Source organism: Halorientalis pallida (genome assembly GCF_004118325.1).
GTDB lineage: Archaea > Halobacteriota > Halobacteria > Halobacteriales > Haloarculaceae > Halorientalis > Halorientalis pallida.
Map to the genome: position 1 here is coordinate 133832 of NZ_RDFA01000007.1, position 17916 is coordinate 151747.

Annotated in this window: 17 protein-coding genes; 9 read left to right on the top strand and 8 right to left on the bottom strand. The window is 64.8% G+C overall.

Going from position 1 to position 17916, the window contains the following annotated elements:
* Window positions 1-15: 15 nt before the first annotated feature.
* Genes cbiB through EAF64_RS17750 form a run of 4 tightly spaced genes read left to right on the top strand, consistent with a single transcriptional unit; the run spans window position 16 to window position 3474 of the window.
* Window positions 16-924 (top strand): adenosylcobinamide-phosphate synthase CbiB, encoded by a 909-nt coding sequence (cbiB, locus tag EAF64_RS17735; protein ID WP_227739042.1) that lies wholly within the window; start codon window positions 16-18, stop codon window positions 922-924.
* 1 nt (window position 925) lies between these two features.
* Entirely contained in the window at window positions 926-1810 is an 885-nt protein-coding gene (gene cobS / locus EAF64_RS17740) for an adenosylcobinamide-GDP ribazoletransferase (RefSeq protein WP_227739043.1), read from the top strand.
* Window positions 1795-2385, top strand: a complete 591-nt coding sequence (locus EAF64_RS17745; protein ID WP_129070317.1) for an NTP transferase domain-containing protein — start codon at window positions 1795-1797, stop codon at window positions 2383-2385. The genes cobS and EAF64_RS17745 overlap by 16 nt, the downstream gene beginning before the upstream one ends.
* Before the next feature lie 36 nt (window positions 2386-2421).
* Window positions 2422-3474: a threonine-phosphate decarboxylase gene (locus EAF64_RS17750; protein ID WP_129070318.1), complete on the top strand. Its 1053-nt coding sequence runs from the start codon at window positions 2422-2424 to the stop codon at window positions 3472-3474.
* Between the two features lie 31 nt (window positions 3475-3505).
* On the opposite strand, the gene EAF64_RS17755 is transcribed toward EAF64_RS17750, so the two are convergent.
* On the bottom strand, window positions 3506-4774 hold the full coding sequence (locus EAF64_RS17755) for an RNA-guided endonuclease TnpB family protein (protein WP_129070319.1): 1269 nt from the start codon (window positions 4772-4774) through the stop codon (window positions 3506-3508).
* Window positions 4775-4831: 57 nt separating this feature from the next.
* Here EAF64_RS17755 and EAF64_RS21170 point away from each other — a divergent pair, with 57 nt between their 5' ends.
* The 3 genes from EAF64_RS21170 to EAF64_RS17765 all read left to right on the top strand — a co-directional run bounded on the left by EAF64_RS21170 (window position 4832) and on the right by EAF64_RS17765 (window position 6444).
* Window positions 4832-4969, top strand: a complete 138-nt coding sequence (locus tag EAF64_RS21170; protein WP_193767752.1) for a hypothetical protein — start codon at window positions 4832-4834, stop codon at window positions 4967-4969.
* Window positions 4970-5036: 67 nt separating this feature from the next.
* Window positions 5037-5753, top strand: coding sequence for an adenosylcobinamide amidohydrolase (locus EAF64_RS17760; RefSeq protein WP_129070320.1), 717 nt, complete (start codon window positions 5037-5039; stop codon window positions 5751-5753).
* 28 nt (window positions 5754-5781) lie between these two features.
* Window positions 5782-6444, top strand: coding sequence for a cob(I)yrinic acid a,c-diamide adenosyltransferase (locus EAF64_RS17765; protein ID WP_129070321.1), 663 nt, complete (start codon window positions 5782-5784; stop codon window positions 6442-6444).
* Window positions 6445-6568: 124 nt separating this feature from the next.
* Here EAF64_RS17765 and EAF64_RS17770 read toward each other — a convergent pair whose 3' ends face one another.
* On the bottom strand, window positions 6569-7501 hold the full coding sequence (locus EAF64_RS17770) for a sodium:calcium antiporter (protein ID WP_129070322.1): 933 nt from the start codon (window positions 7499-7501) through the stop codon (window positions 6569-6571).
* A gap of 131 nt (window positions 7502-7632) precedes the next feature.
* Here EAF64_RS17770 and EAF64_RS17775 point away from each other — a divergent pair, with 131 nt between their 5' ends.
* Entirely contained in the window at window positions 7633-9171 is a 1539-nt protein-coding gene (locus EAF64_RS17775; protein WP_129070323.1) for a cobyric acid synthase, read from the top strand.
* Here the strand turns inward: EAF64_RS17775 and EAF64_RS17780 are convergent.
* Window positions 9168-11402, bottom strand: coding sequence for a histidine kinase N-terminal 7TM domain-containing protein (locus EAF64_RS17780; protein ID WP_193767753.1), 2235 nt, complete (start codon window positions 11400-11402; stop codon window positions 9168-9170). The two genes, EAF64_RS17775 and EAF64_RS17780, sit on opposite strands and share 4 nt — an antisense overlap.
* Window positions 11403-11627: 225 nt before the next feature.
* Between EAF64_RS17780 and EAF64_RS17785 the strand changes: the two genes are divergently transcribed.
* Complete coding sequence (locus EAF64_RS17785) at window positions 11628-12398, top strand: nucleotide-binding protein (RefSeq protein ID WP_129070325.1); 771 nt, start codon at window positions 11628-11630, stop codon at window positions 12396-12398.
* Between the two features lie 11 nt (window positions 12399-12409).
* On the opposite strand, the gene EAF64_RS17790 is transcribed toward EAF64_RS17785, so the two are convergent.
* From EAF64_RS17790 to EAF64_RS21175, 5 genes are all read right to left on the bottom strand, one after another.
* Window positions 12410-13657: an RNA-guided endonuclease InsQ/TnpB family protein gene (locus EAF64_RS17790; protein ID WP_129070326.1), complete on the bottom strand. Its 1248-nt coding sequence runs from the start codon at window positions 13655-13657 to the stop codon at window positions 12410-12412.
* Window positions 13658-14012: 355 nt separating this feature from the next.
* A complete protein-coding gene (locus EAF64_RS17795; protein ID WP_129070327.1) occupies window positions 14013-14249 on the bottom strand; it encodes an HTH domain-containing protein in 237 nt (78 codons plus the stop codon).
* Window positions 14250-14295: 46 nt separating this feature from the next.
* Window positions 14296-14484 (bottom strand): hypothetical protein, encoded by a 189-nt coding sequence (locus EAF64_RS17800; RefSeq protein WP_129070328.1) that lies wholly within the window; start codon window positions 14482-14484, stop codon window positions 14296-14298.
* A 1438-nt stretch (window positions 14485-15922) separates the two neighbouring features.
* Complete coding sequence (locus tag EAF64_RS17805; protein WP_129070329.1) at window positions 15923-16528, bottom strand: hypothetical protein; 606 nt, start codon at window positions 16526-16528, stop codon at window positions 15923-15925.
* Between the two features lie 1218 nt (window positions 16529-17746).
* On the bottom strand, window positions 17747-17902 hold the full coding sequence (locus tag EAF64_RS21175; RefSeq protein WP_193767754.1) for a DUF7837 family putative zinc-binding protein: 156 nt from the start codon (window positions 17900-17902) through the stop codon (window positions 17747-17749).
* Between the last annotated feature and the right edge of the window lie 14 nt (window positions 17903-17916).

Sequence of the window (17916 nt, forward strand, 5' to 3'; positions counted from 1 at the left end):
GGAGGTGACAGAACCGTGCTGAGCGCCGGTGCCGTGGGGCTGGCGCTCGCCCTCGACGTCGCGGTCGGCGAACCGCCGACCACGCTGCACCCGGTCGCCTGGTTCGGCCGCGCAGTCGGGTGGCTGGACCGGGACTGGCCCGTGCCGCAGCTGGCCGGCCTCGTCGGTGCGCTGGGACTCCCGCTGATCGCGGCGGTGGTCGTCTGGACCATCGTCGTGGCCGCGACGGCGCTCGCCCCGCTCGCGGGCGCGACGGTGGCGGGACTGGTGCTGTTCGTCACGACGAGTCTCCGCCGGTTGCTGTCCGCGGTCCGGGACGTGACCGAGACGACCGAGCGTGATCTCGGGGCCGCCCGCGAGCGACTGCGCGCGCTCGCGGGTCGGGACGCGTCGGCGCTGCCGGCCGGGCAGGTCCGAAGTGCGGCCGTCGAGAGCGCCGCCGAGAACCTCGCCGACGGGTTGGTCGCGCCGCTTCTCGCGTTCGCCGTCGGCGCACAGCTCTCGCCGGCGGTCGGTGCGGCGGCGGCCGCCTGGGTGAAGGCGGTCAACACGATGGACTCGATGCTGGGGTATCGCTCGAAACCCGTCGGCTGGGGGCCGGCGCGGCTCGACGACGCGGTGATGTGGATACCCGCCCGCGCGAGCGCGCTGTTGCTCGCGGTCGCGGCGGGCGCACCGACCGCCACCCGCCGCGTGTCGCGCTGGGTCGGGTCGGTCCCCTCGCCGAACTCGGGGTGGCCGATGGGAACGCTCGCGGCGAGCCTCGACGTGCGGCTCGAAAAACCGGACGTGTACGTCCTCAACGCGGACGCACACCTGCCCACGGTCGCGGACGCCCGGGCGGCCGTCCGAACCGTCGCCGTCGCGGGCGGCCTCGCGTACGCGCTCACGGCCGCGCTCGTCGTCCTCCCGGAGGTGCGCTGACGTGTCCGACGACAGTGTGACGCGTGAGGACAGGGCCGACGGCACCGCGTCGGACTCGTCACACGACGACCCGTCGGCGGGAACAGCAGCGACCGCCGAGTCGGCCGACCCGTCCGGCTCGCTCCCCGCTCGGCTCGCCGCCGCCGCCCGTGGGTCGCTGGGCTTTCTCACGCAGTTCCCGGTGGGAACCGACCGGCGGGCCTGGGACGCGTTCCGGCGGACGCCCGCGGCCTTCGTCCCGGTCGGCTACCTCGTCGGTGCGCTCGCCGCCGTCCCCGTCTTCCTCCCGTTCCCGGTCGCGACCGCGGCCGTCCTCTTTCCGCTCGGACTGGTCGCGCTCACGGGGATCAACCACGCCGACGGCGTCGCGGACGTTGGGGACGCGGCGGTCGTCCACGGCGGCGAGGACCCCGTCGCGGCCCGCCGGCGCGTCCTGAAAGACAGCGCGGTCGGCGTCGGCGGGACGCTCGCACTCGCACTCCTCGTGGCGGCGCTGGTCGCCGCCGGGGCCGCGCTCGCAGGTCTCCCACCGCTCGCGGCGCTCGCCGTCGTCGTCGCCGCGGAGGTGAGCGCGAAACTCGGGATGGCCCTGCTCGCGGGTCTCGGGACCGCGACGGCCGACGGCCTCGGCGCACAGCTGACCCGCGTCTCCAGCCGTCGGGACCTCCTGCTCCCGATCCTGCTGGCCCTGCCCGCCGCCGTCCTGTCTGTACCGTCGCCGGCCGCGGCCGTCGCGCTGGGCGCGGGCGTCCTCACGACGCTCGTCTGCTGGCGCTGGGCCGACGCGCGGCTCGGCGGCGTCAACGGCGACGTGTTCGGGGCCGCGAACGAACTCGCCCGCGTCGTCGCGCTCCACGCGGGGGTGATCGCGTGGACGCTCTCCTGATGTGTGGTGGGCAGGGGACCCGGCTGGATGCACCGGTCGAGAAGCCGCTCTACGGGATCGCCGGCCGACCGATGGTCGACCGTGTTCACGACGCACTGGCCGGAAGCGAGATCGACTCGGTCGTGGCCGCGGTGTCGCCACACACGCCCCAGACGGCGGCCCACCTCCGCGAGCGTGGTGCCGACGTCGTCGAGACGCCCGGCGAGGGTTACGTCGCGGATCTGGACGCGGCACTCGCGACGCTTTCGCGCCCGGCGGTGACCTGCGTGGCCGACCTGCCCTTGCTCTTGCCCGCGCTCGTCGACGAGGCCTGCGCGGCCTATCGAGATGCCCCGGCCGACTCACTGACCGTCGCGGTCCCTGCCGATCTGAAACGACGGCTGGGGGTGAGCGCCGACACGACCTTCGAGGAGCAGGGTCAGGAACTCGCGCCGACGGGGCTGAACGTCGTGGGCGGCGACGACGGGACGGTCTGGGTCACGTCGGCGGCGCGGCTGGCGGTCAACGTCAACCGGCCCGGCGACGGGGCCGTGGCGGGGTGGTTGGCTGCACGGCTCGCCCAGCCGAAAGAATGAAAAGTATATTTCGACCGGGGACACTGGATACTGGCGATGGATCCCGACGCGGTAGACTCCCTGCTCTCGGGCGGGTCCGACGACGACGACCCGGTCGCCGACGACGCGCGAGTGCCACACGGCAGTGCCGACGACCGACAGGTGCTCGATTTCAGCGCCAACACCAACCCCCGGTACCCAGAGGCCGTCCCGCGGATCTACGAGACCGCGCTCCCGACCGCGCGCGAGTACCCCGCCGACGACTACTCGTCGTTCCGCGTGCCAGCCGGCGAGTACGTCGGCTGTGACCCCGAGTCCGTCGTCCCGACCGCCGGCGGCCTCGCGGCCATCCGGCTCGCTATGGGTACGGTCGTCCACTCCGGCGAGTCGGTGCTCGTGCCCGTGCCGAGTTTCAGCGAGTACGCCCGCGAGGTCCGCCTCCAGGGTGGCGAACCCGAGTTCGTCCCCCACGACGAACTGCTGGACGCCGACCCGGCCGACCACGCGATGGTAGCGATCTGCAACCCGAACAATCCTACGGGCGAGGCCTACGACCCTGCCCGGCTCCGCGAGTACGCAGACCGCTGTCGCCGGGCGGATACCGTCTTGCTCGTCGACGAGGCGTTCCTCGACTTCACCGACGACCCGTCGCTCGCCGGGGCGGAGGGCGTGATCGTCGCCCGCTCGCTCACGAAGATGTTCGGCCTGCCCGGCCTTCGCGCTGGGTTCGCGGTCGCGACGGGGCAACTCCGCGAACGCCTCGCGGCCGCGCGGCTCACCTGGTCGCTGTCCGAACCCGCCGCCGCCGTGGGTGCTCACTGCATGCGACAGACGGAGTTCGTCGCCGAGACGTGCCAGCGTATCGCCCGCGAGCGTCCCCGGATGGCCGCGCGACTGGGCGACCGCTTCGACGTGTCCGATTCGGACGCTCCGTTCCTCCTCTGTGACGCCGGGTCGAGCGAAGCCGTCGACGCGGCCATCGCCGAGGCCCGCGAACACGACATCGCGATCCGGGACGCCCGGACCTTCCGCGGCCTGGACTCGCACTTCCGGGTCGCCGTCCGGATGCCTGTCGAGAACGACCGCCTGCTCGCCGCGCTGGGCATGTGACATCCTCACCCGCCGTGAACGGCGGGGCTTCCTACAAGGAAGGCTCGCTACGCGAGGAGGTTTCGGAACTGTACGCCGAGAGGGTCGTCTGTCGGGGTTCCCGACTCGCCCCTCGGTGTCCCGAGGTGGTGTCACAGCCACTCCCGTCCCGTGGCGAGTCATCGCTTGCCGGTTTCCAAGGCAGGCTCTCTCCCCACGGGTCGAGGCGGCCGGCGATGTTGGCCGCCGCATTGATGTCCGCTTGGTACTCCGTCACCCAACAATCCTCGTTCGTGCATCGGAACGCCGCCTGCGAACTTCGAGAACCGAGGTGGCCGCAAGCGTGGCACGTTTGACTCGTGTACGCCGGATTCACCGTCCGCACCGGGATGCCCGCTTCGAGGGCCTTGTCCTCGATGCGCCCAGTGAGACGGGCGAACGCCCAGTTGTGGAGACGGCGATTCATCCACGCGCCGTAGTCGAGATGTTCACGGATGTACGACAGGTCTTCGAGAACGATAACGGGATTCTCGAACTGCCGGGCGTACTTGACGGCTTTCCGGGACGCTTTCTCTACGATGTCCGTGAGGGCGTTCTGGTAGTAGTCAAATCGTTCGTCAACACGCCACTCGGCGGCGTCACGCTCTTGCAGTCGCTTGAGCGTGGTATGCATCTCTTTGCGGAGGTGTCGGGCGCGTCCGCCGTCGTAGATGTACGGCTGGGTTGGAGTATCGTTGTCCGTCAGGGCACAGCCCGTCAGGAGTTTGGATTCACCGATGTCGAATCCGACTGGCGTCGGGTCGTCCGGCTCCTCTGGGTCCGCGACCTCGTACTCGACGCTGACGTGCAACACCCACGTCGTTCGGTGTTCTTGCAGTCGGAACTCGCCGACCGTCACGTCGCCGTCGAGCAGGTCGTCCCACAACTCCCGCTGTGTGGGATTGATACGGATCGGAATCCAGAAGACGTTAGCTCTCCCGGCCTGCGGAACGCGCCAGCAGAACTCGTGCGTTCGGTCTTCGGAGTGGTCGAGACGCCACCCCCGATTCGTGAATCGAACAGGGTGGTGGTCGTCCAACTCCTCGGCATTGTACGTCTCGCGGAGTTGCGGGACGTAGTTCTTGAGTGCGTCCTTGGCGTAGGACGCGAGGTCGTAGCCGGTGACGACATCGTTGACCGCCGACTGCGTGTCCGCACCTCTCTCGAACGCATCGGTGAGGGCGCGGCGGTATGTCGCAACGGTACGCTGAAGCCGTCGCTCTTTGTGCGCCGTCGGTGGCGCGAGCGTGGCTTCGAGCGTTTTCGTGGTGGTGGCGGTCATCCGACAGTACGGCCTACGCAACAAAGCACATAAACTGCACGTATATGATAATGATGTATGAGCAAATCGATACGGTTCGAGGTGGAAGACGAACAGTACGAATGGCTGTGCGAACTCAAAGACGAGCGGGGCTACACGTGGAAAGGTCTCATGTTAGAGGGCGCGAAATCACTCGATACCGACAAAACGCAGTAGGTGGACAGACGGCCAAGTGTCGCATTCCTCCCTGCCCCAAAGGGCGGGGTTTCCTGCTTGAAGAAAGATGACGGTCACCGTCGCCGACGGCGTCCTCCAGTTCTCGGGCCCGGACCGCTGGCTGGCCACGGCACCCGGTGGCGGCTACCGGACTGGGCCGGTCGCTTACAACGTCTCCGTCCCCGAGGGTTTCGACCGGACCGACCTCGAGACCTACATCGCCGAGCGCCGCGAGCGAGCGGGCTTCGAGCGTGCAGGCCCAGCCCTGCTGACCGGTGTCGCCCTCGAACACGCCCGCACGGCCCGCCTGGATCCGGTGACCGTCGTCGCCACGGCGGGACTCTCGAACCCGGCCGCACTCCCGATGGAACCGGACTCGGACGCGAGCGATGAGGAGGGCGGGGCTGCGTCGGCCGACCGCGAGACCGGGACGGTCAACCTGCTCGTGGGGACGACCCGCGCCCTCGACCGCGGCGCGCAGGCGACCCTGCTCGCGACCGCCGTCGAGGCAAAGACCGCGACCCTCCAGTCAGTGACCGGCTTTACCGGCACCACCTCCGACGCCGTGGTGGTGGGCTCGACCACCGACGGCGAACCGGCCGACTTTGCGGGCAGTGGGACGCCCGTCGGGGCGGCGACGCGGGCCTGCGTCCGCGAGGCGGTCCGGGCGAGTCTCCACTCCAGATACGCCGACCGCGAGGTTCCCGACAGCGTGGCCGACGCCGACCACGGCGTCCGGACCGCCGAGCGCGCGACCGTGGTCGAGCCCACGGACCGGGAGTGATACGGTCCTCGCGCCCCGACAGCGGAGTATGACAGACGCGACGGATGCGACAGACGACCCGCTCGGTCCCCGCGAGATCGAGCCGAGCGCGCCCGAAGAGTTCGGCCTCGTCCAGGTCTGGTGGGGCGACGGCAAGGGCAAAACCACTGCGGCGCTGGGGATGGCCTTCCGTGCCGCCGGCCACGGCTACCGCGTTCACGTCCTCCAGTTCATGAAGGGCGGCACTGGCACTGTGGAGGACGTGCGCGGCGAGTACAACGCGATGGCCGCGATGCCCGGCCTCTCCTACGAGAACGCCGGCCACTACGGCTGGCACGGATTCATGGACGGCAGCGACGACGACGAACACGACGCCCGCGCGAAGGGGGCACTCAGACGAGCACGGAAGTTGATCGAGGGTGCCGGCGAGGCCGACCTCGACGCCCCCCTCCCGCTCGACGGTGACCCCACGGCGGGCGTCCACATGCTCGTTCTCGACGAAGTACTGTACGCCGCCAACAGGGGGTTGATCGACCCCGAGGACGTGATCGGGCTGATCGAGGACAAACCCGACGACCTGGAACTCGTCCTGACGGGCGGCCACGACCGCCCCGAGTACGTCACAGAGCGCGCCGACCTTGTCACCGAGGTCGGGAAGGAGCGCCACCCCATCGAGGCGGGCCAGGGGGCGCGGAAGGGGACGGAGTTCTGAAAACCGACGGACGGCCGTCTGACGCGCGGCGAACGACCACCACAAGACACATTACCTGCCCCCTCCGCTCCAGTGTCGTGGCGGACGGGCGCGACACGCGCTCCCCACCACAGTCACACGCTCCTCAGACGAGATCCACGACCCACTTGGCGACGGCCACGAGGACCAGCGGGACACCCTCGCCACGCGAGAGTCCGCCGCCGGTCGCGAGCAACACGACCGCCAGTGCGCTGAGTCCGAGCAACCAGACCAGACTCGTCGCCGCGGCCGGGGCGACCGAGAGAGGGACGACGAGGCCTGCCAGCCCCAGCACGCCCAGCAGGTTGAACACGCTACTTCCGAGGAGGTTGCCCGCGGCCACGTCGCCGAGGCCCCGCCGGGCGGCCGCGAGCGAGGCGACGAACTCCGGCGTGGAGGTCCCGAACGCGACGACGGTCTCGCCGATCACCCACTCGCTGAGGCCGGCCACCCGCGCGAGGTCGGCTGCTGCGCCGACCAGCAGGTTCGCGCCCCCCACGATCAGCGCGAGGCCAACGACCGCGGTCAGCGCCGTCCGGAGCATCGCCCCGCCGGCCGCCTCGCGTTTCGCCTCGCCCCCGCTGTCCCGAACGACCACCACGAGCAGGTAGGTCAGAAAGGCCAGGAACAGGCCGCCAGCTTCGAGGCGGGTGACCGTCAGGTCCCAGCAGACCAGCCCCCCGAGGACGGTGCTGGCGACGACGACGCCCCCGTCTCTGCGGACCAGCGTTCGGGAGGCCGCGACCGACCCGAACAGCGCGACCGCGCCGAGGACGAGGCCGAGATTGAGGAGGTTCGAGCCGACGACGTTCGCGACCGCGATGTCGGCCCGGCCCACCACCGCGGCGTCGACGGTCACCGCGAACTCCGGGAGCGAGGTGCCGAAGCCGACCACGGTCAGCCCGATCACGAGGTCCGAGACGCCCAGCCGTCGCGCCAGCGTCGACGCGGAGTCGACGAACCGGAGTCCGCCGTACCACAACGCGGCGACGGCGACGGCCACCACCAGGAGGTCGAGGGCTACGGCAGCGACTGCCATCCTCCCCTCCGTGGCTGTCGCAGCCGTAACCCACGCCCGAGTCTCATCGTCGGAGCAAGGACGGCCGCCGGCATGTAGGCGGCGGTCCGGCCCCGGAAGACTCGTGTGCTAGCCCCTCCAAGCACGGCCGAATGGCGCGGACGATCCTCGTCGCCGGCACCGCCAGCCACGTGGGCAAGAGCACCGTCGCCGCCGGGCTCTGTCGCCTGCTGGCCGACCGCGACGTCGAGGTTGCTCCCTACAAGGCCCAGAACATGAGCAACAACGCTCGTGCGGTGGGCGATCCCGACGGCACGACCGGCGAGATCGGCGTCTCCCAGTACGTCCAGGCCCGGGCCGCGCGCGTCCCGGCGACGACCGACCACAACCCCGTCCTCCTGAAACCCCGCGGTGACGGCGAGTCCCAGCTGGTCCTGCAGGGCGAGGCCGTCGCCCACTACAGCGCCGGCGAGTACTACGCGGACCACTGGGACGACGCGCTCGCGGCCGCCCGCGAGTCCCACGCCCGCCTGGCCGCCGACCACGACGTGATCGTCGCGGAGGGAGCGGGCTCCATCGCCGAACCGAACCTTCGGGACCGTGACCTCGCGAACGTCGAGACGGCCCGATTCTCGAACGCGGACATCCTCCTCGTCGCGGACATCGAACGCGGTGGCGTGTTCGCTTCCCTCGTGGGCACTATCGAACTGATGCCCGACGACCTCCGCGAGCAGGTGGCCGGCGCGGTGATCACGAAGTTCCGTGGCGACCGCTCGCTGCTCGCGCCCGGCATCGCGGCGTTCGAGGAGCGGACCGGCGTGCCGACCCTCGGCGTCCTCCCGTACGACGACCCAGGCTTGCCCGAGGAGGACAGCGTGTCGCTCCCGTCGGTCGGCGAGCGGGCCGTCCACGGCGGTGACGACGGGGTTCCAGACGACCGGGCCGTGACCGTCGCGGTCCCGCGGCTCCCCCGGGCCTCGAACATGACCGACCTGGAGCCGCTGGCCCGCGAGCCCGGTGTCCGGGTGGGATACCTGCCACTCGATGCGTCCCTCGAGACAGCAGATGCCGTCGTTCTGCCGGGGACGAAGAACACGGTCGACGACCTGCGCGCGCTCCGCGAGGCCGGGTTCGGCGCGGCGTTGTCGGCGTTCAACGGTCCGGTGGTCGGCCTCTGTGGCGGCTACCAGCTGCTCGGCGAGCGGATCACCAACGCGGGCGTCGAGAGCACCGACGACCTCGATTCGCTGGCGGGGTTCGGCCTGCTCCCGGTCGAGACGCGGTTCGAGGCAGATAAGCAGGTCGAACCGGTGACTCGGGAGTTCCGTGGTGTCGGGCCACTCTCGGGGGCCGCGGGCGCGGTCACCGGCTACGAGATCCACATGGGACGGACGCGGCTGGTGGGCAAGGCCGCACGCCCGTTCCCCGGCGACGACGGTCGCGACCCCGACGGTGCCGCAACCGACCGCGTGCTGGGGACCTACCTCCACGGCCTGTTTGAGAACCGGGGCCCACGCGAGGCGTTCGTCGAGACGGTCTTCGCGGCGGTGGATCGGGACCGACCGAGCGGGAACGGGAACGGAACCGCGCCCGGGACCACCGGACCGGCTCCCGGCAGCATCGACGCGGCCGCGGACCGGGCGGCGGCGCTTCTGACGGAGTACGTCGACCTCTCGCCGTTCGACCCCTAGGTTCGGTCGCCGTCGCTCGCCTCGAAGAAAGCCGAGATGAGCGTCCGTTCGGCCTTCCGGAGGTGGTTGTGGAAGGTCGCGGAGGTGATGTCCATGCGCTCGGCGACTTCCTCGGCGTTGTGTTCGCGGGGCCACTCGAAGTAGCCGGCTCGATACGCCACCTCCAGCGCCTGGGCCTGCCGGTCGGTCAGGTCGGGATCGAGACCGCCGTCGACGCCGTGTTCGTCCAGCGGCTGGTCGAGTTCGCGCTTGGCGACGAGGTCGGCGTCGGGCTGGACGCTCTGGACGCGGTCGACGACCGTTCGCACGTCCACGTCGGGCGCGACCTCCGCGGCGACCCGGACGCCCTCGTCGGCGCGGGCGAAGCGGACGTTCGCGCCGTGTTTGACCAGCGGGACGAGCAGCGACTCGCCGGCGACCGTACACTCGACGACGCCCTCGTCGTCGTCGCGTTCGAGGACCTCTACCTCGGTGACGCCGGGTTCGTCGGCGAGCAGGTCCGCGGCGACTGCGGGATCGGCACCGTCGATCCGCTGGTAGACGACGAGTCGGTCGGCCGCCGCCAGCACGATGCCGTCGAGCGTGACGGTACAGTCCCACTCGGCGGCGGGCGCGAAGGCGGGGTCGCGGCCGGCGACGAACTCCAGTTCGATGACGCCGTCGGCGGTCAGGAGCCGCCGGCTGGCGGTCGCGTCGATGGCGTGGCCGACGATCTCACCGAGTTCGTCGAGTACGTCGAGTTCCCGGTCCTCGAAGCCGTCCTCGCGGTCGGTGGTCAGGGCAAGCGCGCCGTAGACGGTCCGCTCGAACGACAGGGGGACGACAGTCCCGTGGCACGCGCCGTCGGGGTCGCCTTCGGTCCACTCCGTCGCCGCGGGCACGCCCGAGTCGGTCGTGGTGGGCAAAATCGCGGGGTGCTCGTCGTCGCTCGACGTGTCGCCGACCGCCGTGTCGCCTCCGTCGACCGGTTTGCCGCCGTCGGTCGCGTGGTAGGTGTACAGTTCCTCGGGCGCGTCGGCCGGGCGGTCACCAATCCAGACGGCCCCGTACTGATCGGCCTCCACCAGGCGGCCACAGACCGCGCCGGCGATCTCTTCCCGGGTGGTCGCGCCGACCAGCGCCTGGTTCACGTCGCGGATGAGCGCGTTGATGCGGTCCAGTTCTTCGAGTTCGTCGCGCTGGCGACGGAGCCGTTCCTCGCGCTCTTTCCGCCCGGTGATGTCCGAGAAGATGACGGTGTGCCCGATGTCCCGACCCTCGCGGTCGGTGATGGGGGACGTTCGGACCTCGTAGGTGCTGTCGGCCAGCCGGAGTTCGCCCAGTGCGTCCTCGGTCTCGAAGCCGACGGCGTCGGTGTCGACCAGCCGGTCGACGTGGTCGCCCAGCACGGCGCGGGGTTCGCAGTCGAACAGGTCGCCGGCTGCGGGGTTGCAGTAGACCACGCGGCGCTGGGCGTCGAGGATGACGACCGCGTCCTCGAAGTCGCTCAGTGCGGCTTTCCGGCCCAACTGTCGCGTCGCGGGCACGATGTCGAACAGCCGGTGCCGAAAGAGGGCGTAGCCGAAGGTGACGCCGGTGATGCCGCCGGCGTACGGCACCAGGTCGAGCCGTGGCCCGGGCAGGGGCGACGCCGCCGCGGTCGAGAGGACGCCCGCCAGTACCAGGGCGGCGATGCCGACGACCAGTAGCGCCGACTGGTCGGCGTAGAGGTAGTCCGAGAGGACGACGAGTCGGAGCAAAAGCACCGCGCCGACCCCAGTCAGTGTGAAGACGTAGGCCTCGATGGCGTGGAACCCGGGGCCGAACTGCTGGGCCATCAGCGACAGGCCCTGCGTGACGACGACTTCGTTGACCGGCCAGACCAGGCCGTGGAGCCCGTTCGACCAGATCAGCAGACTCCCGACGACAGGGAACGTGGCGAGCGTGGCGACCGACCGGGGTGTAACCAGCTCCTCGTACCCGGTGTACGCGAGCGCGAAGACGAGCCAGCAGACCGGAGCCGACAGGGTCGCGACCCACTGGACGTTCTCTATCGCGATCCGGAGCGACCGATCCGTAATCAGCATCCCGACTCCGTGGGTGACGGTGTAAGCCGTCAGGACGGCCATCAGCGCGGTGAATTCGCGAGCGCCCGGCTCGGCCCGTCGACCCCAGGCGTACACCGCGAGCGACCCCGTCGTCACTCCCGAAACGGCGAGCAACGCGACGTGGAGGGCGACGACAGTGAGCACGCTACCCACCTCGTCGCGGGAACTGCCGCCGTGTCATTGGTCCGGACATCTCCGGCGTGCAGTATTAACTTTCCGTCGCCACAGTTTCGAAGAAGACGCTGACAGAACCCACAGAGGGGAGCCTGACCGTCTGTCGTCCCGGAGCCGTGAATCGCCAGCTATCCACGCGCTGGTACGACCACCGACCCGTAGATTTAAGGGTGAAACCGCGGCCACTCTCGCCCAATGGTCGAGGCGTTCGCGGTCGCGAGCGGGAAAGGAGGGACGGGCAAGACCACCAGTACGCTCGCGCTGGGGATGGCGCTGGCCGAGGAGTACGACGTGACGGTGATCGACGCCGACACGGGCATGGCGAATTTGCTCTTTCACGCTGGCCTCTCGTCGGTCGAGACGACGCTACACGACGTGCTGGTCGAGGGTGGTGCGCCGGTCGAGGACGCCGTCTACGATCGCTTCGGGATGTCCGTCGTTCCCTGCGGGACGAGCCTGGCGGGCTTCGAGGCGGCCGAACCGGAGCGCCTGCGCGACGTGGTCGCGACGCTGGCGGTCGACACCGACGTGATCCTGCTCGACTCGCCCGCGACGCTGGGCTCGAAGTCCGCCGTCCTGCCGATCGTGCTGGCCGATCGGGTGGTGGTTGTCCTCCAGCCTACCATCCCCGCGCTCTCGGATGGCCTGAAGGTTCAGGAGTACGCCCACTCCTACGGGACCGGGACGGCCGGGACGATCTTCAACAAGGTGACTGACCCGGACGACGTGCAGTCGGTCGCGGCGAAGTCCCAGCGGTACTTCGACGGGCCGACGCTCGCGACAGTTCCCGACAGCGACGCTGCCCGGGAAGCCCGCCGCGCCGGTGAGCCCCTGCTCGCGTACGCGCCGGCCGCCGAGGCCGCCGACGCCTACCGCGGGGCCGCCCGCGAGATCGACGTGCGCTCGGGCACGGCCGACGACGTGGCTGATCGGTTTCTTAGTACTGTAATCCCGGAACCACGGTAAGCTAACCCGACCTAAGACGACGGGTTTTCAGCATGGACTCGCGCTTTGGCCGAGCGCTCGGCAGGAGGATCGTACTCTCCATTCGCGTTCAACGTCCCGCTGTTCAAGTGTACGCCTACGGGTGCGCCTTCGCCGTTTCCATTTTGGCTACGGCGAAGGTACCGCAATCCAATATTTTTGGCTACGTTGTAGTCCGCATGATTCTCGTACCCACAATTTTGGCAATTGAATGACTCTCTATCACGGTTCTCAGGATGAGTGAACTCACGCGTCGAACAACGCTTGGACGTATCTGAGGGATCTACTTCCACCACCTCAACCCCCTTGATTTTGGCTTTGTACTCCACGCAGTTCTGCAAGCGTTCAAACGCCCACTTGTGACCCCATGATGCTCCACTGAGACGGTCACGAATTCTCGTCAGGTTCTCGAACGCGATCACCGTACAGCCGTTCTCAATCGCCTCACGGAGAATCTCGTTTGCTATCTTGTGCAGCATCTGCGTGAACCGCCCCGTCTCTTTCTGTCGCACCGCTTGAATATTCTCGTGAGCCCAACGGGTTCCAGACTGTTGTAGGTCGCTACAGCGCTGTTCGTACTCTCCTCGCCAATGATCAAACTCACCGCCAGTCCAGAAGGTGCCCACACTGCTAACGGCAAGGTTGTTCACACCGAGGTCAACGCCGAGGACCGTGGGGTGCTCGGTCGATGCTAGTTTCGATGTGTCGGACTCCACCTCCGCCTTTGTGCGGACATGAAGATGCCACTCACCGCGCTTAGAGTGTAGTTCTGCCCCCGTGATTTCGTACTCGTCCGAAAATAAATATTCTCGATGTGGGGTTTCTCGCTCTGGATCTGGCAGTACGTACTGGGCCTTGATTCGCCCTCCTACAGTTGCAAGTGACGCGAACCCGTCGTGAAAGGTCGCACAACGTTTATCATATACGACAGCGGGACTTGAGAACTGTGGCTTTCCAGCGTATTCGCCCTGTACCCATCGAGCAACGGTTCCTTTGAGTGCATTAGCTGCCTTGTTCCGAGCGGCTTGGACATGTTGGCTATGGAGTCTTGTCAGATCGCGCAGATCCTGATACGTCTCTTCGTGCAACGTTGTTTTGCTAGTTGTTACAGACTCCCCCTCGAAGGCATGATCGACGACATAGTTTGCAGCCCGGAGAAATTCATCTACGGTTTCACGTAAAAGTACGGCGTCATCACTGTCCACCGCGAGTTTAACACGGACAGTACGCCGAACCTCCATACCAGGGGTTGGTTCGTTTTCTCTTATAAGCATTCGGCCACCACTGTACCGCATTCTGGTGGTTTCACACAGGTTTGATCGAGGCGATCCGCGAGCAGGCCCGCGAGGAAGCCCGGCAACGCGCGGCCGAGTGGGGCCTCGACGAGGTGTGTGAGTGACCGTCTCGTGCCGCACAAACAATTAAACCGTTTCGTATCGTTTGGCATAGCGTATGGCGACACGCCAACAGACGATGGCCTACCACTCGTGTGGCTGCGGTGAGCAGTTCGATACCACAGAAGAACTGCTGGAGCACGCCCGGAGTGAGCACGGACTCTGGGTACACTGAGGCGGGCGCGGACGCCGATGCCGATTTTCAGTTGTCGACGTGAACCGGGATCCACCAGACACGGCTCCGACCACCGACCTTCTTGCTCGTCACGTCGGTCTTCTCCGAGAGCGCGTGGAGTTTGTTCAGTGCCGTCCGACGTGAACAGTCCAGTCGGTCGGCGATCTCCGTCGCCGTCAGCGGCTCCGCGTAGTCCTCACGCGACGTGAACACGTCGAGCACGTTCGATTCGGTGTACTCCGTCTCGCGGCCTGCGTCGGGCATGTGCGCGACCACTCCGTCTGGGAACTTATTTCCTTCGTGTAAATCCTCAGGAACGGCGGTCGGTCGCGGAGCCGTCCCGTCGGTGGCTGAGTTTCTCGCCGACGATGCCCGGCACGGACGTTCCACAGTACGTACAGGACCACGACCGGCCGGCCGTCCCGTCCTGCCGGTCGAGTTCGTCGACGGACTGGAGCAGTGCACCGCAGCCGCCACACTGATGTGCGGGTGAACTCACGGCTACTCGTTAGTAGGACGGCCACGGATGTGAGCTAACTCATAATCAAACATTGGCTGCTGATTCACCTATGATGACTACTTACTGAGAGGCGAGCTCTTATTTCTTTTTAGAATTATCCCCGTTAATAGAAGAGATGGACTGATGTCCGTTGGATAAGAATCCCCAACGAGAACTGTTTTGGCAGCCTTGCCAATAATCAGTATGGTATTGACCTGTGCAGACAGGCCGAGTCAACTGCTGTGTGGCACTTCACCTACCGGGCGTGGGACGAAGAGACTGCCGGAACAGAATGGTCGGGAGGGTGGGTAATCTCCCCTCGCCTTCTCTGGCGTGAGCAGCAGGCTAATTAACACCCGGAAAATGTAGAGAGCCACAGAAACAGGAAAAATAAGATGACCGGGTTGAAAATGTTATGAATGACGTTCTTGAACCGCTCTATCCTTTTCTGATAGGGCGTTTTGATCTCCAAAAGGCGCAAATAAAATTCCACCAGCGGGTGAGCGATGTCAAGAGTGACATCGCGGCTGGTTACCAGACAGAGGTGATTGTCTTTACTAGAGTGATGTGGAGCGATGACGAGTCGGTCTGTCGGTGAGCTTGATCATGTTGTCTCTTACTACTCGATGGATGTCTTTTTTACTGCTCAGTGAAGAACTGCTGCACTCCCAAGTCTGTGGCACATCTATCCCGAAATTGAAGACGAACTCCTCCAGCGCCAACACAAGATGGACACGGTAGAAATCACGATGGTGAGACACGATTGATCTTGATTATACTCCCGCGCTTGGAGACCAGTTGGCGGAGTGCATCGGCCAACTCGTTTATTTCGCTACAGTATGATGCTCCCCCGCAAGATAAACCAAACGGTTAGGTCGACAACACAATTGGTGGCGAAGTCGCAGGCATAGCTGGTTCTTCTGTCCGGACCCGATCGAGAACGTGCGGTGTTTGCTGTCGCGGTAGTATAGCGGGGTGTGAATGTCAACTGTAACGTCGAATGTCTGTGCCAACAGCCGGTTGCAGGCCGATTCAGTTGCAAAAGCATCTCAGACGCGGTCAAACTGATCATCCACTCTATCCGCGTCAGGTCTATGAAGATTATACAACAGTACCTTCGCTATCACATTTTGTGATTCGGTCCCAACTTCTACACTGTCACCACGAACGATTTAACAAGTCCGTGCCAGTGTTCGCAAACTCATTATCAAAACAATTTGAGTGAGGACTATGTAAAATTCCTCCCTCAGATAGGTGCCATTGTCCGAACCACTGAAACTAAGCTCGGGAAACAGTGGTGATAACGCTCACCGACTCACCTGCCTGGCTTTGGCTATCTTGACCATATCGAGACGACTACAGCGACGACAACCGACTCTCCCCTAGTCCGGCAACTGCTGTGAGATCGTTGGATTGCCCCTCGCTACCTTTGTAATCATTACCGGAACGGTTTGTATGCAGCATGAATTTCGGCCACCGCCACGTGCTCTCCTACGTCCCTGGAGACAGTCGTCGGACCGCGGTTAGTGTTGTCTACAACAAACACGTAGGTACCCGCTTCAAGATTGATTGAGTCCTTACCATCGCGAACACCCTCATCTGCAGTCAGAGGTTGGAATTTATTTCGTGTTTTGAAATTATCCCACTCTGAGTCAAAGAGATTATCTGATTTAGAGAGGAGATATGCGTCAACTTTTGGCCCCTCTCGTATTGTGAATTTGTAAGCGAACGTAGCCCTACGCTTGAGAACAAACCGGTGCGCTCGCCATCGGTACCCATGAATACGGGCGATTTCCTTTGTTATACGCAGTGCTCTAGGCTCAGGCTCGGAAGTTGTAGTCTCCGGTTCTGGGGTCGGGTCTGCTTGGGGGGTGGTGATTTCCTCACTTTCTACAGGGGTAGGCGTCTGTCCAGAGGTATCGGCTATCTCTTCAGAATTCTCCGGACTGGGCGTATTCTCGTCCGGTGTGGTGCCGATACATCCGGTTGTTGTGAGTGCTATTCCGGCAGCACCTAGCACCCAGCGCCGTGATGGCTCAGACATCTATGATTTTTATGTTGCTCAGTGATAAAAGGGATATCGTTTGGTTCGAGAGACTGTAGCATACTTACCTCCTAAGATTGGCGACAGTTATCCGGTCGGTGGGGTGGTTGGCCTCGGAGCCAGCTTCGGAGACTACAACTGCGGCATCGGTTGAGCGAGCGGTTTTGGCGATTGTTACGTATGGCGTTATCAGCTGGTGACAGCCATTCATCAGCTCGTCGTTAAATAGCAACCAGCATGCGTGAGCAAGTTTTGTAAAAGATAATTTAAGACTTCCAGATAATAACAGCGCCAATTCAGTGTGGAGGTGTCCGTGCACACTGAAAAGACACGAAGGATCTATCTAGTATGAAAATTATGTACAGATAGTGGCAGTAAATAATAACGCCACCCATGCTTGATGGCTAGGAATTGTACATAGTAGGGAAAATCAAAAAACACTGAAATACCGTTGACCGGGGGGTTGGAAATCTCCAGGCACTGATTCCAAGATTGCCAAGAAATATACGGCTAATAGCCATAGGTACAACTGCATCAAGTTCTGGGGTGCCATTGGCACCGATGGGTGCGATTCGCGCATTGATGTCGTTGGGTTGCGTACCGCGAGGACCAGGTCCACTCCCAAACAGCAAGAGCCTATGGAGCGACGGTACAGTCGTGGCGTCTATCTCAGTCTCCGTCATCATGACGATAGACACGAACTAAATCACACCTGTGCTGGCGAAATCGTGACCCGATTTAATTACGAGTCCTACTGATTGTATGTTGCTGTCAATTCAGGAGTGGACAAATCACTTAAAAAACCCGACTGACGGGAACTAAGATTTTCGCTCACGTGTTTTTTCCTGAATTTCGCGATGGTGCTGACCTACTAAAGATACCTACCAGCGAGACGCTCTCGATTTTAGATACGAACGTTAAGAAATTCGGGATAGTGTCAAGCGTATATTTTTGAGGTAAGACGACGCATTTCTTCGTCCTCACACTGTTTCAGCAAGGCTGAACGAGAAACTGCCGCCGGATGGATTGAAGCTTCTGCCTTCGAATGAAATCGGCTAATCTGAACACTAGGTACGGCGAACAAAACTCGCGAACGGAGTTGTCGAAATGCATTAACAACTCAATTTCAGTAACTACTATAGAGGGGTGATTTCAGCGTTTTATGTTTTATGAACGTCCCCGTCGTTTCGACCGTTCGACGGGAGCGGCTGACCCCGTTCAGGCGGGGCGGACCGGCGTCTCGCAGTCGGGACACGCCGCGTACCGTGCTTCGCCGTCGGCCCGCTCGTACCGGATGAGCAGGTTGCGCGACGGGATGGACGTGCCACACCGGGGGCAACTACCGAGAGACTCGTGGGTGGCGGTTCGGGACATCGAAAGGAGCGTGT